Genomic DNA, 14,453 nt, shown 5'->3' with positions numbered 1-14,453 from the left:
TCCTCGTGGTGAAACGACAAAACCCCGGCAACAGCGGCCGGGGCTCTTGCGGCGACACGCTACCAAAGCGTGGCGCCCAGCGCTCAATCGTCCTGGGTTAGGGTCCGGTTGCGATGGACCCACTCCTGGTGATCACCAACAGCGACGCCGGCACCGCCGACGACGCGACGCTGCAGCGCGCCCTGGCCGTGCTGCGCGACCACACCTCCGTGGAGGTCCAGGCGACCGCCAACCCCGGGGAGCTGGACGGCGTGCTGCACCGCGCCGGCTCCCGGCGGATCGTGGTGGCCGGCGGTGACGGCAGCCTGCACGCCGTCGTCGCCGCACTCCACCGGCGCCACGACCTCAGCAAGGCGGTCCTCGGGCTGCTGCCGCTCGGCACCGGCAACGACTTCGCCCGCGGCGTCGGGATCCCGCTCGACCTCGAGGAGGCGGCGACGGTGCTCGTGAAGGGGCAGGTCACCCCGATGGACCTGATCGTCGACGAGGTCGGGCAGATCGTGGTCAACAGCGTCCACGTCGGCGCCGGCGCCAACGCCAGCCGCCGCGGGCACCGCTGGAAGGGCCGCCTGCACTCGGTGGGCGTCGGCAAGGTCAACCTCGGAAAGCTGGGCTACCCCCTGGGCGCGCTGCTCACCGCGTGGAACCCGCCCGTCCTGCGCCTGCACGTCGAGGTGGACGGGGTCGTGGTCAACGACCTGGACACCCGGGTGCTCATGGTGGCGCTCGGCAACGGCTCCTCCGTCGGGGGCGGGACCGAGCTCACGCCCGGCGCCGACCCCGCGGACGGCCGGATCGACGTGATGGTCTCCCGCGCGACCGGGCTGTTCGCGCGGTTCCGGTTCGCCGCCCGGCTCGGGCTCGGCACCCATGAGGAGGCCGAGGAGGTCAGCGCCCTGCGGGGCCGCGAGGTGTCGGTGAGCGGCGAGCAGTTCTGGATCAGCGCCGACGGCGAGATCTCCGGACCCGAGCGGCACCGCACCTGGCACATCGAGCCGGCCGCCTACTCGATGGTCCTGCCCGCCGGCTGAGCCCGGCGGACGGGTAGCGTTGCCGCCTGTGGCACGAGGCAAGCAGGGCCAAGGTGGCGACCCCGTCGACTGGGTGACGCGCGCCGCCGACGACGCGATCCGGCACGCTCGCCTCGAGGAGCGGCCGAGCGGAGCCGCGCGCATCACCTGCGCGTCCGGCATCAGCCCCTCCGGCCCCATCCACCTGGGCAACCTGCGCGAGTTCCTCACCGTCCACTTCGTGGCCGAGGAGATCCGCCGCCGCGGCATCGAGGTCCGCCACCTGCACAGCTGGGACGACTACGACCGGTTCCGCAAGGTCCCGGTGGGAGTCGACCCGGCATGGGCCGAGCACATCGGCCGCCCCCTGTCCGCCGTACCGGACCCGTCGGGCGAGTTCTCCTCGTGGGCCGAGCGCTTCAAGGCGCCGCTGCGCTCCGCGCTCGCCGAGATGGGCTGCGAGATGGAGGAGGTGTCGCAGACCGAGAGGTACGGCGCGGGCACCTACCGCTCGCAGATCCTGACCGCGGTCTCGCGCCGCGACGAGATCGAGGCGGTCATGGGCCGCTACCGCACCAAGGGAGCCCCGGTCGACGACGCCGACGAGGAGGCCGCGGCCGCCGACCACGGCTCGCTGGCGCGCTTCCCCTACCGGCCCTACTGCCGCCAGTGCGGGCGCGACACGGTGACCATCACCGGCTACGACGACGAGACCACCGACCTGTCCTACACCTGCGACTCGTGCGGTTTCGTGGGCGTCACCAACCTGGCCACGCAGGACGAGGGCAAGCTGGTCTGGAAGGTCGACTGGCCGATGCGCTGGGCCTTCGAAGGCGTCGACTTCGAGCCCGGCGGTGACGACCACGCGACGCCCGGCTCGTCGTACACGGTCGGCAAGGAGCTGGTGTCGACCATCTACGGCGGCCGCGCGCCCTCGTTCGTGGCGTACTCCTTCGTCGGGGTCGCCGGCATGGCCAAGATGTCCTCGTCCAAGGGCGGTGTCCCGACCGCGGCCGACGCGCTGCGGGTCCTCGAGGCCCCGATGCTGCGCTGGCTCTACGTCCGCCGCCAGCCCCGCCAGGTCTTCACGATCGACTTCGGACCCGAGGTCGTGCGCCTCTACGACGAGTGGGACGCGCTCGCGCGCAAGGCCGCCGACCCCGAGAGGCGCGACGGCGCGGTCCTGGCCTTCGAGCGGGCGTCCGCGACCGCATCGGCCGGCACGCTGCCCACCTCTCCGGTGCCGGTGCCGTTCCGGTTGCTCTCCTCCGTCGCCGACGTCACCGCCGGGTCCGCGTCGCTGATCTCGACCACCGTGGGCCGCCTCGGCTACCCGCACGACTCGGTGTCCGACCTCGAGCCCCGGTTGTCGAAGGCGATGACCTGGATCCGGGAGTTCGTGCCCGCCGAGGACCGCACGACGGTGCGCTCGGCGCCGGACACGACTCGCCTCGCCGCGCTCACCGAGGACGAGCAGCGGTGGCTGGCCCAGCTCCTCGACCGCCTGCCCGACTCCTTCGACCAGGACGAGCTCACCACGCTCATCTACGGCGTCCCCAAGCTCGGCCGCGGCCTCGACCTGGACGACCCGCCGACCGACGAGGTCAAGGCCGACCAGAAGGAGTTCTTCCGGCTGCTCTACCGGCTCCTCGTCGACGCCGACCGCGGCCCCCGGCTCCCCACCCTCTTCGTCGCCCTCGGCCCGGACCGCGTCCGCGCCCTGCTCGGCGGCTGAGCCTGCGGCCGCATGTAACTCAGTGTTGGGTCCACTACGGAGGTGACCGGTCACCGTCCTTGACGGTCGGACACTGGGTTACATCTCGCGGTCGCGCTTATCCACAGATGCAAAAGCCGCCGTGGCGGACCGCGCGGACGCGGGAACGATCTGTGGCATGCATCCTGGAGTCGTCGCAGCCTTCGCAGCGTCAGGTGGGCTGATCACCCGCAGTGCGGCGCTGGACCTGGGCCTCAGTCCCGCCACGATCCGCTCGCTCGTGCGGCACGGCGAGTGGGTGCTGGTCCGGCGTGGCGTCTACTGCGACGCCCCGATCTGGCAGGCGGCGGATGAGTACGTCGGCCGCCCCCGCCTGCGAGCGCGGGCGGCGATTCTCACGATGCGGCGAGCGTGGGTGCTCAGCCACGATTCAGCCGCGCACGAGCTCGGGCTCGCCATCCTGGCTCCACCCGCACCCTTCGTCCACATCACCCGCCCCGGCTTCACCGGCGCCTGGACGGAGTACGGGGTCAAGCACCACCTGGCGCGCTTCCACCCCGAGCAGGTGCTCCACGTGAACGACGTGCCGGTGCTCGACCACGCGCGTACGGCCGTGGACATCGGGCGGGAACGCGGTGAGAGGGACGGTCTCATCGCCTGTGACTCGGCGCTTCGCATGGGTGTTCGGAGGTCCGAACTGGAGGCCGCGCTCGAGCCCATGCGGAACTGGCCGAACGTCACCCGGGCGCGGACCGCGGTAGGCCTGGCCGACGGCGGCGCTCAGAACCCCGGGGAGGGACTCCTGCGCGAGCTGGTCATCGAGCTCGCGCTCTCGCCGGAATGGCCGGAGACGCAGTTCCCGCTGTGGATCGAGGACCGGGTCGCCTGGTGCGACCTCCGGGTCGGCTGTCACGTGTTCGAGTTCGACGGCCGGGTCAAGTATCGACGCGCGGACGAGGGTGGTTTCGCCGACAGACCCGAGGACGTCATCTGGGCGGAGAAGAAGAGAGAGCGGTTGATCGCCGCCGAGGGCCTCGGCGTCTCCCGGCTCATCTGGGAGGACTTCTGGGGAGAACGGCGCGAGGCCGCCAAGGTGCGGGTACGCGCTGAGTGGGAGGTGACCAGAGCGCGCTTCGGCACGCGACTCCCCGAGCACCTGGTCCGCGCCGCCGCCGCGATCCGGGCTCAGCGCGGTGCCTGACGGCCCGCACTCGATGTAACTCAGTGTTTGGCTCGCTTCCACGGTGACCAGTCACCCTGCAGGCGAACGCAACACTGAGTTACAAGGTCCAGCGGCATCCCTCAGCCGAGCAGCTCGTCGTACGCCGCCGGGCTGGAGTCGCGCAGGAACTCCGAGCACCGCTCCCACTCGTGGGTCTCGCCGATGTTGCGGGCGGAGATGGCCAGGAGGGCGAGGCTGGTGAGGAAGCCGCGGTTGGGCTCGTGCTCCCACGGGACCGGGCCGTGGCCCTTCCAGCCGTTGCGGCGCAGGTGGTCCAGGGAGCGGTGGTAGCCGACGCGGGCGTAGGCGTAGACGGTCACGTCGTCGGCGCCGGACTCGCGCGCCTCGCTCGCCAGGGCGGCCCAGGCGGCGGGCGACTCCGGGTGGCGTCGTACGACGTCAGCGGGCGAGGAGGCCGCCAGCTCGGCGACCGCCGGGTCGACCGGGAGATAGGTGGGAGGGGGGCCGGCCATCAGATCCATGTGACTCATGGGAATGAGTGTCGCAGGCGGGTTGTTGACTCAGCCCGTGACCCAGACCCGACCGACCGCCGAGCCCCCCACCGCACCGGCGATCGGCGAGAAGGACCCGTGGCCGGCGCTCTTCGCCCTGTGCCTGGGTTTCTTCATGATCCTGGTCGACTCGACCATCGTGAGCGTCGCGACCCCGGCGATCATCGAGGACTTCGATGCCGGGGTGAACACCGTGGTGTGGGTGACCAGCGCCTACCTGCTGGCCTACGCCGTGCCGGTGCTCATCACCGGACGGCTGGGTGACCGCTTCGGCCCCAAGCGGCTCTACCTGTCGGGCCTGACGGTGTTCACGCTCGCCAGCCTGTGGTGCGGCCTCACCGACTCGATCGAGGGCCTGATCCTCGCCCGCGTCGTCCAAGGGCTCGGCGCCGCGATGATGACCCCGCAGACGATGGCGATCATCACCCGGATCTTCCCCGCGGCCCGCCGCGGCAAGGCCATGTCGCTGTGGGGCGCGACCGCGGGGGTGGCGACGCTGGTCGGGCCGATCCTCGGCGGCGTCCTGGTCGACGGACTCGGCTGGGCGTGGATCTTCTTCATCAACATCCCCGTCGGGATCATCGGCTTCGTGCTCGCCTGGCGCCTGGTGCCCACGCTCAGCACCAGCACCCACCGCTTCGACTGGCTCGGGGTGGCGCTGAGCGGCGCCGGCATGTTCCTGCTGGTCTTCGGCATCCAGGAGGGCAACCAGTACGACTGGGGCACGATCACCGGCGAGATCACCGTCTGGCGGATGATCGTCCTCGGCCTCGTGGTCTTCACCGCGTTCGTGCTCTGGCAGCGCCTCAACCGCCAGGAGCCCTTGGTGCCGCTCGCCCTGTTCCGCGACCGCAACTTCTCGCTCGCCAACGTCGCGATCACCACCATGGGCTTCGCCATGACGGCCATGGCGATTCCCCTGATGCTCTACGCACAGCTGGTCCGCGGGCTGAGCCCCGCGAAGGCGGCCTTGCTGCTGGTGCCGATGGCGCTGATGACCCTCGGCCTGGCCAACCTCGTCGGCAAGCTCACCGACACGATCCACCCGCGCCTGCTCACCGGCGTCGGGTTCACGGCCATCATCACGTCGCTGGCGTGGCTCGCGTCGGTGATGACCGCCGACAGCGCCGTCTGGGAGATCCTGCTCCCGATGACCCTGCTCGGCTTCGGCAACGCGTTCGTGTGGTCGCCCAACTCCGCCACGGCCAACCGCAACCTGCCTCTTCACCAGGCCGGGGCCGGCGCGGGCGTCTACAACGCGACCCGCCAGGTCGGCGCCGTGCTGGGAGCCGCCGGCATCGCCGTCCTGATCGACGCCCGGCTGACGGCCCAGGGGCTCCCGACGAGCTTCACCCCCGAGGGCGGCGGGAGCCGGCTCCCCGAGGTGGCGCAGGGGCCGTTCGCCGACGCCATGGCGCAGGCGATGCTGCTGCCGGCCGCCGTCCTCGTGCTGGGGCTCGCCGCGTCGCTGTGCTTCCAGCGGCCCCAGCACGACGGTTTCGTCAGGCGCTGACGGACTTCCCGGCGGAGCGCAGGTTCTCACAGGCCTCCACCACGCGGGCGGCCATGCCGGCCTCGGCCGCCTTGCCCCACGCGCGCGGGTCGTAGGCCTTCTTGTTGCCGACCTCGCCGTCGACCTTCAGCACGCCGTCGTAGTTCTGGAACATGTGGGCGGCCACGGGCCGCGTGAAGGCGTACTGCGTGTCGGTGTCGACGTTCATCTTCACGACGCCGTAGTCGACCGCCGCGCCGATCTCCTCCGCGGTGGAGCCGGAGCCGCCGTGGAAGACCAGGTCGAAGGGCTTGCTGCCCGCCGCCAGGCCGAGGCGCTCGCTGACCGCCTCCTGGGCGGACTTGAGGATCTCGGGGCGCAGCTTGACGTTGCCGGGCTTGTAGACTCCGTGCACGTTGCCGAACGTCAGGGCTGCCATGTAGCGGCCCTGCTCGCCGTTGCCGAGCGCCTCGATCGTCGCCAGCGCGTCCTCCGGAGTCGTGTAGAGCTGCTCGTTGATCTCGTTGGCCACGCCGTCCTCCTCACCGCCGACGACCCCGATCTCGACCTCGAGGATGATGCGCGCCGCGGCGCAGCGCGCCAGCAGGTCACGGGCGATCTCGAGGTTCTCGTCGAGCGGCACGGCGGAGCCGTCCCACATGTGCGACTGGAAGAGCGGCAGCTCGCCGCGCGCGACCCGCTCGGCGGAGATCTCGACCAGCGGGCGCACGAAGCCGTCGAGCTTGTCCTTGGGGCAGTGGTCGGTGTGCAGCGCGATCTGCACCGGGTAGCTCTTGGCCACCTCGGCGGCGTACGCGGCGAACGCGACCGAGCCGGTCACCATGCTCTTGACGCTCGGGCCCGAGAGGTACTCCGCACCTCCCGTCGAGACCTGGATGATGCCGTCCGAGCCGGCGTCGGCGAAGCCCTTCAGCGCGGCGTTCAGCGTCTGCGAGGACGACACGTTGATCGCCGGGAACGCGAAGGCGTTGGCCTTGGCGGTGTCGAGCATCTGGGCATAGGTCTCAGGAGTCGCGATGGGCATGCGGCCAGCCTAGTGGCTATCGGCCACGGAGGCTGGAGGCAGCCGACTAGCCCCGCCAGGCATCCTCGCCCGACAGGTCGGCGTACTCCCGCACCCAGGCGTGCATGGCGATCGCGGCGGCGGCGGAGGCGTTGATCGAGCGGGTCGAGCCGAACTGCGCGATCGAGAACGTGCCGTCGCACGCCGCCCGGGCGCCCTCCGAGAGGCCCGGCCCCTCCTGGCCGAAGAGGAAGCAGACCCGCCGCGGCACGGTCATGGTCTCCAGGTGCTCGCTGCCGGGCAGGTTGTCGATGCCGAGCAGTCGCACGTCGCGCTCCGCGAGGTACGCCGCCAGGTCGGCGGCCGTCTCGTGGTGGCGCACGTGCTGGTAGCGATCGGTGACCATCGCACCCCGGCGGTTCCACCGCCGGTTGCCGACGATGTGCACCTCGGCGGCGAGGAAGGCGTTGGCCGTGCGGACGATCGTGCCGATGTTGAAGTCGTGCTGCCAGTTCTCGATCGCGACGTGGAAGTCGTGGCGCCGACGGTCGAGGTCGGCCACGATCGCCGCCACGCTCCAATAGCGGTAGCGGTCCACGACGTTGCGCCGGTCGCCCTCGGCGAGCAGCACGGGGTCGTACTGCTCCCCCGTCGGGAGCGGCCCCTGCCACGGACCGACGCCGATCTCCTCGGGGCCGTGCGGCATCGGGTCGTACGGCGCCCGACGGTCCTCGCTCTCCTCCACCACGGCGGCGAGACTACCGACCCGAGGCGAAGGTGACCCGGGTACGGTTTGACCGTGACTCCGCTCCTGCTCGAGCTCCACCCGCTGCTCCTGGGCATGGACTGGATGGACCCCAACTGGCTGCTGCAGGAGTTCGGGGGCGCGTTCTTCTGGATCAGCCTGCTGATCGTCTTCGTCGAGTGCGGGCTGTTCTTCCCGTTCCTGCCCGGCGACACCCTGCTCTTCGCGCTCGGGCTCTTCATCACCGGCGAGAAGATCGACATGTTCCCCGGCGGGCCCTTCGTCGAGGTGCTGATCGCCTTCGCCCTGCTCACGAGCGCGGCCGTGCTCGGCAACGTCGCCGGCTACGAGATCGGCCGCGCGATCGGCCCCCCGCTCTACCACCGCGACGGCCGCATCCTGAAGAAGAAGTACTTCGACCAGACGCAGGTCTTCTTCGACAAGCACGGCAGCAAGGCCCTGGTCATCGGCCGCTTCGTGCCGTTCGTGCGGACCTACATCACCGTGGTCGCCGGCGTGACCGGCATGGACCGCCAGCGGTTCTTCAAGTGGAGCCTGGTCGGCGCCGTGCTGTGGGTCGCGAGCATCCTGGCGCTGGGCTACTTCCTCGGGTCCGCGTTCCCCGGCCTCGGTGAGAACATCGACAAGGCGATCGCCCTGATCCTGGCCTTCTCGGTGATCCCGATCATCTACGAGTGGTGGAAGCACCGCCGCCAGGTCGAGCGCACGGTCGACGACCTGACCTGAGCTAGCCGCGGGCGGCGTCCAGCTGGGCCTTGGTGAGCACGGCGCGCACCTCGAGGCCGACGTCGGCCAGCGGGTTCTCCCCCTCCGGGCTGCGGTCGATCGCGCAGACGACGACCTCGACCACCGCGCCGGCCTCCCGCAGAGCCTTCGTCGCGTCCCGCACCGCGCCGCCAGTGGTGATCACGTCCTCGACCAGCGTCACCCGCCGTCCGGCGACGTCCGGGCCCTCGGCGAGCTTGCAGGTGCCGTACTCCTTGGCCTGCTTGCGCACGAACAGCGCGGGCGTCCCGGTGCGGCTGCTCACCATCGTGGCGATCGGGATCCCCCCGAGCTCCAGGCCCCCCAGCAGCTCGGTGTCCTCGGGCAGCAGCGGCACCATCTGCGCGGCCACCCGGGCCAGGAGCGCGGGCTGGGCCTCGAAGAGGTACTTGTCGAAGTACTCCGAGGACACCTGGCCGGAGCGCAGCGTGAACTCCCCGGTCAGGCGGCAGCAGGTGTCGACGTCGGCGGCCAGCGCGGGATCGGGGGTCGGGTCCATGGTCACGACGGCAGGCTATCGGGCCCCCGCCGTACCCTCGGGCGCATGTCTGCTCCTCGGCTCGCGCACCGGCTCGACGGCATCCCACCCACGATCTTCTCGAGGATGTCGGCCCTGGCCGCGAGCACCGGCTCGGTCAACCTGGGCCAGGGCTTCCCCGACGTCGACGGCCCGCCCGAGGCGATCGCCCACGCGGTGGCGGCGCTGGAGGGCGGGGCCAACCAGTACGCCCCCGGCATCGGCGTGCCCGCCCTGCGGCAGGCCATTGCCCGGCACCAGCAGCGCCACTACGGGCTCGAGGTGGACCCGGACACCGAGGTCGTGGTCACCACCGGCTGCACCGAGGCGGTCGCCGCGGCCCTGCTCGGCCTGGTCGACCCGGGCGACGAGATCGTCGTGCTCGAGCCGTACTACGACTCCTACGTCGCGATGATCCAGATGGCCGGCGGCGTACGGCGCCCGGTCACCCTGCGCGCCCCCGACTACCGCCTCGACCTCGACGAGTTGCGGGCCGCGGTGACGCCGCGGACCAGGTTCGTGCTGCTCAACTCGCCACACAACCCGACCGGCACCGTGCTGAACCGCGCCGAGTTGCAGGCCGTCGCCGACCTGGCGACCGAGCACGACCTGGTCGTGATCACCGACGAGGTCTACGAGCACCTGGTCTTCGACGAGCACGCGCATGTGCCGATCGCGACCCTGCCGGGCATGGCCGAGCGCACGCTGAGCCTGTCCAGCGCCGGCAAGTCCTACTCGTTCACCGGCTGGAAGGTCGGCTGGGCGACCGGCCCGGCCGCGCTGGTCGGAGCGCTCCTCGCCGCCAAGCAGTGGCTGACCTTCACCTCGGGCTCGCCGCTGCAGCCGGCCGTGGCCCACGCGCTGGACGAGCTGCCCGACTTCCCTCGCGAGCTGGCCGCCGACCTCCAGGAGCGGCGCGACCTGCTCTGCGCCGGGCTGGATGCGGCCGGGCTGGCCGTGCGGGTCCCCGAGGGCACCTACTTCGCCACCACCGACGTGCGCGCCCTCGGCTGGGACGACGGCCTCGCCTTCTGCCTCGCGCTGCCCGAGCGGGCCGGGGTCGTCGCGATCCCGGCGCAGGTGTTCTACGACCACCAGGAGGAGGGTCGCCACCTGGTGCGCTGGGCCTTCTGCAAGGAGCGCCCCGTCATCGACGAGGCGATGCGGCGCCTCGCCGCCGCCGAGCTCCAGGCCTGACTAGCCCTTGAACCAGCGGTTGGCGCCGCCGACGTAGAGCATCACGATCGCGACGATGCACAGGATCGCGTGGAGCAGCGGCACGATCGCCAGCGCCATCACCAGCGAGACCGGGATGGCCAGGGCGGCCGAGACGGTGAGCAGGATCCGCGCCCAGTTGCGGCGGCGCATCACGAAGAACGCCAGCACGATGGCCGCGATCGACCAGACGATGCCGATGACCGCGAAGACCGTGGTGAACGTCTTGACCTCGTCGCGCGACCAGCCCGACGCGCTGTCCTGGAAGCCGTCGTAGAACTCGTCGGTCCCGGCCTGGACCGCGACCAGGAGGAACAGCAGGCACAGCAGCGCGATCGCGCCGCCCACCCAGGTGAGGACGGCGGCGGTGGTCACGGTGCCGGGGCGCCGGCCCGGGTCCTGCTGCATCGACGGCGCGTACGCCGGCTGGTAGGCGCCCGGCTGCGGCTGGCCGTAGGGCTGGCCATAGGGCTGGCCATAGGGCTGGCCATAGGGCTGGGGAGGCGGCGCCTCGCCGTAGGGGTTGCTCGGGTCGCTCATGCGTCCAACTTTTCCATGGCGGTCCCGCTCAGGAGAACCAGGCCCGCACCTCGGGCCGCACCAGCAGCGTGATGGTGACCAGGCAGGCGACGAGAGGCAACGCCATCGCGATGCTGACCACGGCGCCCACGAGCGACACCGCGGCCGCCCCGGCGGCCGACACCAGCAGGGCCGTGCGGGCCCAGCGCACCCGGCGGAACGCCTGGACGGCGAACCCGATCGCGGCGCCGCCCCACACGAGCAGCACGCCGGCGAGGCCGAGCGTGGCGGTGCGGACCTCGGAGTCGCTGATGCCCTCGTCGCGCAGGTCCGGGTTCTGTCGGTACAGCTCCTCGAAGACCACGTCGGGCGCGGCGAGAAGGACCAGCGCGCTGAGCCCCATCACCAGGATGGCCAGCCCGCAGAAGGTCCAGGTCAGGACGCAGGCCCACAGCAACGCGGGGGGTCGCCCAGCGGCGCGGTCGGCCGGCGGGCGAGAGGACATCGGGGCCGGCGTGCGCACGGTCGTGGGGGCGGGCGTCGATCCGAAGCCGGACATGGCGCGCGGCTCTACCGGCGGGGGAGGCGGCGGCGGGGACTGGAACATCGACGGCCCGACCGGCTCGCCCTCCCGCTCCTCGGGGGCCGGCGTGATGCCGTCGAACCAGTCCCGCGCCGGCTGCAACCACAGCATCACGGCGGCGGCGACCACCACCGCCGGCAGCAGGCCGCCCGCGGCCATGCCGCTGACGAAGAGCGGCACCGCCAGCACCGCGAGGGCGAGTCGCGCGCCGCGGGAGCGCTGCAGGACGTGGAAGCCGAGGATCGCCGCGGCGGTGGCACAGGCGCCGGCGACCATGGCCAGGATGCGCAGGATCGTGGTGACGCCGTCGAGGTCGAGGCCGAGCCCCTCACCCGGGGGCTCGGAGAGGAAGGTCTCGATCGAGCGCTGGGTCTCGAGCGAGCCGAGGCCGGCCACGCGCTCGAAGACCAGCGCCACGATCAGCGCGGAGCCGCCCATGATCATCCAGGCGGCCAGGGTGACCTGGCGGGGGCGATGGGGCGCGTCGGTCATGCCCCCATTCCATCAGTGTCGTACTCAGGTCGCGACGGCGAGGGTCAGCCCTCCGCCGTCCGCGACCTCGACCCTGACGGTGTCGCCGTCGGTCACCTCTCCCCCGATCAACATCCGCGCGAGCGGGTCGCCGATCGCGGTCTGGACGAGGCGGCGCAGGGGGCGGGCGCCGTAGGCCGGGTCGTAGCCGGTGTCGGCGAGCCAGGTCTTGGCCTCGGGCGTGACGTCGATGTCGATGCGCCGCACCGCGAGCCGGCGCTCCAGCAGGTCCAGCTGGAGATCGACGATCTGCGCCAGCTCCTCGCGGGTCAGCGCGTCGAACATCACGATGTCGTCGAGACGGTTGAGGAACTCCGGCTTGAAGCTCTGCCGCACGACGGCGAGCACCGACTCCTTCTTCTTCTCCGGGTCCAGCAGCGGGTCGACCAGGAAGTGCGAGCCCAGGTTGCTGGTGAGGATCAGGATCGTGTTGCGGAAGTCGACCGTGCGGCCCTGGCCGTCGGTCAGGCGCCCGTCGTCGAGCACCTGGAGCAGGATGTCGAACACCTCGGGGTGCGCCTTCTCCACCTCGTCGAGCAGGACCACCGAGTACGGACGGCGGCGCACCGCCTCGGTCAGCTGACCGCCCTCGTCGTAGCCGACGTAGCCCGGGGGCGCCCCGACCAGGCGCGAGACCGAGTGCTTCTCGGAGTACTCGCTCATGTCGATGCGCACGATCGCGCGCTCGTCGTCGAAGAGGAAGTCGGCCAGCGCCTTGGCCAGCTCGGTCTTGCCGGTGCCGGTGGGGCCCAGGAACAGGAACGAGCCGGTCGGCCGGTTCGGGTCGGCGATGCCGGCGCGCGCGCGGCGTACGGCGTCGCTCACCGAGCGCACCGCCTCGTGCTGGCCGATCAGGCGCTGACCGACGACGGACTCCATCTCCAGCAGCTTGGCGGTCTCGCCCTGCAGCATGCGGCCGGTCGGGATGCCGGTCCAGGCCTCCACGACCTCGGCGATCTGCTCGGCCCCGACCTCCTCGCCGACCAGCGGCTCGATGTCCGTGCGCTCGGCGGCCTCGACCTCGCGGATCTGCTCCTCGAGCGCCGGGATCCGTCCGTAGAGGATCTCGCTGGCCTTCTCGAAGTCGCCCTCGCGCTGGAGCCGCTCACTCTCGATGCGCAGCTGGTCCAGCTGGCGGCGCAGCTCGCCCTCGCCCTCGAGGGTCGACTTCTCGCGCTCCCAGCGGGCCTCCAGGCCACGCAGCTCCTCCTCGCGGTCGGCCAGATCGGCGCGCAGGCGCTCCAGGCGCTCGGCAGAGGCCTCGTCGCTCTCGCGCTGGAGCGCGAACTCCTCCATGCGCAGGCGCTCGACGCGGCGCCGGAGCTGGTCGATCTCCTCGGGCGAGGACTCGATCTCCATGCGCAGCCGGGAGGACGCCTCGTCGATCAGGTCGATCGCCTTGTCCGGCAGCTGACGGCCGGGGATGTAGCGGTCGCTGAGCGTGGCCGCGGCCACGAGGGCGGCGTCGGTGATGCGGACGCCGTGGTGGGCCTCGTACTTCTCCTGGATGCCGCGCAGGATCTGGATGGTGTCCTCGACGCTGGGCTCGCCGACGAAGACCTGCTGGAAGCGGCGCTCCAGCGCCGGGTCCTTCTCGATCCGCTCGCGGTACTCGTCGAGGGTCGTCGCCCCGATCATGTGCAGCTCGCCGCGGGCCAGCATCGGCTTGAGCATGTTGCCGGCGTCCATGGAGGAGTCGCCGCCGGCGCCCGCGCCCACGACCGTGTGCAGCTCGTCGATGAAGGTGATGATCTGGCCGCCGCTGTCCTTGATCTCCTCCAGGACCGCCTTGAGCCGCTCCTCGAACTCGCCGCGGTACTTGGCTCCGGCGACCATCGCGGCCAGGTCCAGGCTCAGCACCCGGCGACCCTTGAGCGAGTCGGGGACGTCGCCGGCGACCACGCGCTGCGCCAGGCCCTCGACGACGGCGGTCTTGCCGACGCCGGGCTCGCCGATGAGGACCGGGTTGTTCTTGGTGCGGCGCGAGAGCACCTGCACGACGCGCCGGATCTCGGCGTCGCGCCCGATGACCGGGTCGAGCCGGCCCTCCTGGGCGGCTGCGGTGAGGTCGACGGAGTACTTCTCCAGCGCCTCGTACGTCGACTCGGCGTCCTGGCTGGTGACGCGCCGGTTGCCGCGCACGGCGGTGAGGCCCTCGCGCAGCCCGGCCTCGGTGAGGCCCGCGTCGGTGAGCACCTTCTGGGCGGGGCTCTCGGTCCCGGCGATCGCGATCAGCAGGTGCTCCGTCGCGACGTAGTCGTCCTTCATGGAGGCGGCCAGGTCGATCGCGCCGGCCAGCACCCGGGTCAGCGCGGCCGAGGCCGCGGGCTGCTGGACGGTGGCGCCGCTGGCCTTGGGCAGGGTGTCGAGGGCCGCGACCGCGCGCGCCGTCAGCGCATCGGCGTCGACACCGGCCTTGATGACCAGGCTGCGCGCGATGCCGCCCTCCTGGCGGAGGAGGGCCGCGAGCAGGTGGATGGGCTCGGTGGTGGTGTTGCCGGCCGTGGTGGCCGTGAGCTGGGCGGCCTCGATCGCCTCGCGGCTTCGGGTGGTGAACTTGTCAGCGCCGAACTGGCTCATGAC

General features: G+C 71.6%; 13 protein-coding genes. 6 read left to right on the top strand and 7 right to left on the bottom strand.

What is annotated here, in order from left to right; translation table 11 throughout:
- The first annotated feature begins 113 nt into the window (after nt 1–113).
- The 3 genes from LRP67_RS04785 (at nt 114) to LRP67_RS04775 (ending at nt 3,925) form a co-directional block, all read left to right on the top strand.
- Entirely contained in the window at nt 114–1,031 is a 918-nt protein-coding gene (locus tag LRP67_RS04785; protein ID WP_231269053.1) for a diacylglycerol kinase family protein, read from the top strand.
- A gap of 28 nt (nt 1,032–1,059) precedes the next feature.
- Nucleotides 1,060–2,745, top strand: coding sequence for a lysine--tRNA ligase (lysS, locus tag LRP67_RS04780; protein ID WP_231269052.1), 1,686 nt, complete (start codon nt 1,060–1,062; stop codon nt 2,743–2,745).
- A gap of 157 nt (nt 2,746–2,902) precedes the next feature.
- Entirely contained in the window at nt 2,903–3,925 is a 1,023-nt protein-coding gene (locus LRP67_RS04775; RefSeq protein ID WP_231269051.1) for a type IV toxin-antitoxin system AbiEi family antitoxin domain-containing protein, read from the top strand.
- 101 nt (nt 3,926–4,026) lie between these two features.
- On the opposite strand, the gene LRP67_RS04770 is transcribed toward LRP67_RS04775, so the two are convergent.
- Nucleotides 4,027–4,437, bottom strand: a complete 411-nt coding sequence (locus tag LRP67_RS04770) for a DUF3151 domain-containing protein (protein WP_231269050.1) — start codon at nt 4,435–4,437, stop codon at nt 4,027–4,029.
- Nucleotides 4,438–4,474: 37 nt separating this feature from the next.
- Between LRP67_RS04770 and LRP67_RS04765 the strand changes: the two genes are divergently transcribed.
- The gene (locus LRP67_RS04765) at nt 4,475–5,971 is read left to right on the top strand and encodes a DHA2 family efflux MFS transporter permease subunit (RefSeq protein WP_308189699.1); all 1,497 of its coding nucleotides are present in this window, start codon (nt 4,475–4,477) and stop codon (nt 5,969–5,971) included.
- On the opposite strand, the gene fbaA is transcribed toward LRP67_RS04765, so the two are convergent.
- Together fbaA and LRP67_RS04755 are read right to left on the bottom strand one after the other, a co-directional pair.
- Nucleotides 5,961–6,995: a class II fructose-bisphosphate aldolase gene (fbaA, locus tag LRP67_RS04760; protein WP_231269049.1), complete on the bottom strand. Its 1,035-nt coding sequence runs from the start codon at nt 6,993–6,995 to the stop codon at nt 5,961–5,963. The genes LRP67_RS04765 and fbaA overlap by 11 nt on opposite strands.
- 46 nt (nt 6,996–7,041) lie before the next feature.
- Complete coding sequence (locus LRP67_RS04755) at nt 7,042–7,680, bottom strand: TrmH family RNA methyltransferase (RefSeq protein ID WP_231269220.1); 639 nt, start codon at nt 7,678–7,680, stop codon at nt 7,042–7,044.
- 93 nt (nt 7,681–7,773) lie between these two features.
- Here LRP67_RS04755 and LRP67_RS04750 point away from each other — a divergent pair, with 93 nt between their 5' ends.
- On the top strand, nt 7,774–8,466 hold the full coding sequence (locus LRP67_RS04750; protein WP_231269048.1) for a DedA family protein: 693 nt from the start codon (nt 7,774–7,776) through the stop codon (nt 8,464–8,466).
- A gap of 1 nt (nt 8,467) precedes the next feature.
- On the opposite strand, the gene pyrE is transcribed toward LRP67_RS04750, so the two are convergent.
- On the bottom strand, nt 8,468–9,004 hold the full coding sequence (pyrE, locus tag LRP67_RS04745; protein WP_231269219.1) for an orotate phosphoribosyltransferase: 537 nt from the start codon (nt 9,002–9,004) through the stop codon (nt 8,468–8,470).
- 45 nt (nt 9,005–9,049) lie between these two features.
- Here pyrE and LRP67_RS04740 point away from each other — a divergent pair, with 45 nt between their 5' ends.
- Nucleotides 9,050–10,219, top strand: coding sequence for a pyridoxal phosphate-dependent aminotransferase (locus tag LRP67_RS04740; RefSeq protein ID WP_231269047.1), 1,170 nt, complete (start codon nt 9,050–9,052; stop codon nt 10,217–10,219).
- Here LRP67_RS04740 and LRP67_RS04735 read toward each other — a convergent pair whose 3' ends face one another.
- From LRP67_RS04735 to clpB, 3 genes are read right to left on the bottom strand one after another with little or no spacing between them, the layout of a single operon-like run.
- Nucleotides 10,220–10,777, bottom strand: coding sequence for a DUF4064 domain-containing protein (locus LRP67_RS04735; RefSeq protein ID WP_231269046.1), 558 nt, complete (start codon nt 10,775–10,777; stop codon nt 10,220–10,222).
- A 28-nt stretch (nt 10,778–10,805) separates the two neighbouring features.
- Nucleotides 10,806–11,831: a hypothetical protein gene (locus LRP67_RS04730; RefSeq protein ID WP_231269045.1), complete on the bottom strand. Its 1,026-nt coding sequence runs from the start codon at nt 11,829–11,831 to the stop codon at nt 10,806–10,808.
- A gap of 24 nt (nt 11,832–11,855) precedes the next feature.
- Nucleotides 11,856–14,450: an ATP-dependent chaperone ClpB gene (gene clpB / locus LRP67_RS04725; protein WP_231269044.1), complete on the bottom strand. Its 2,595-nt coding sequence runs from the start codon at nt 14,448–14,450 to the stop codon at nt 11,856–11,858.
- Between the last annotated feature and the right edge of the window lie 3 nt (nt 14,451–14,453).

Source organism: Nocardioides sp. cx-169 (assembly GCF_021083605.1).
Classification (GTDB): domain Bacteria; phylum Actinomycetota; class Actinomycetes; order Propionibacteriales; family Nocardioidaceae; genus Nocardioides.
The sequence above is the reverse complement of the archived record's forward strand: the minus strand, read 5'-3'. Positions and strand labels throughout refer to the sequence as shown.

Excerpts from the sequence above, each read along its gene's own strand:
- LRP67_RS04785 (WP_231269053.1), top strand. The coding sequence starts at position 114 with ATGGACCCACTCCTGGTGATCACCAACAGCGACGCCGGCACCGCCGAC.
- LRP67_RS04730 (WP_231269045.1), bottom strand. The coding sequence starts at position 11,831 with ATGACCGACGCGCCCCATCGCCCCCGCCAGGTCACCCTGGCCGCCTGG.
- LRP67_RS04755 (WP_231269220.1), bottom strand. The coding sequence starts at position 7,680 with ATGCCGCACGGCCCCGAGGAGATCGGCGTCGGTCCGTGGCAGGGGCCG.
- LRP67_RS04735 (WP_231269046.1), bottom strand. The coding sequence starts at position 10,777 with ATGAGCGACCCGAGCAACCCCTACGGCGAGGCGCCGCCTCCCCAGCCC.
- LRP67_RS04770 (WP_231269050.1), bottom strand. The coding sequence starts at position 4,437 with ATGAGTCACATGGATCTGATGGCCGGCCCCCCTCCCACCTATCTCCCG.
- fbaA (WP_231269049.1), bottom strand. The coding sequence starts at position 6,995 with ATGCCCATCGCGACTCCTGAGACCTATGCCCAGATGCTCGACACCGCC.
- LRP67_RS04775 (WP_231269051.1), top strand. The coding sequence starts at position 2,903 with ATGCATCCTGGAGTCGTCGCAGCCTTCGCAGCGTCAGGTGGGCTGATC.
- clpB (WP_231269044.1), bottom strand. The coding sequence starts at position 14,450 with ATGAGCCAGTTCGGCGCTGACAAGTTCACCACCCGAAGCCGCGAGGCG.
- pyrE (WP_231269219.1), bottom strand. The coding sequence starts at position 9,004 with ATGGACCCGACCCCCGATCCCGCGCTGGCCGCCGACGTCGACACCTGC.
- LRP67_RS04740 (WP_231269047.1), top strand. The coding sequence starts at position 9,050 with ATGTCTGCTCCTCGGCTCGCGCACCGGCTCGACGGCATCCCACCCACG.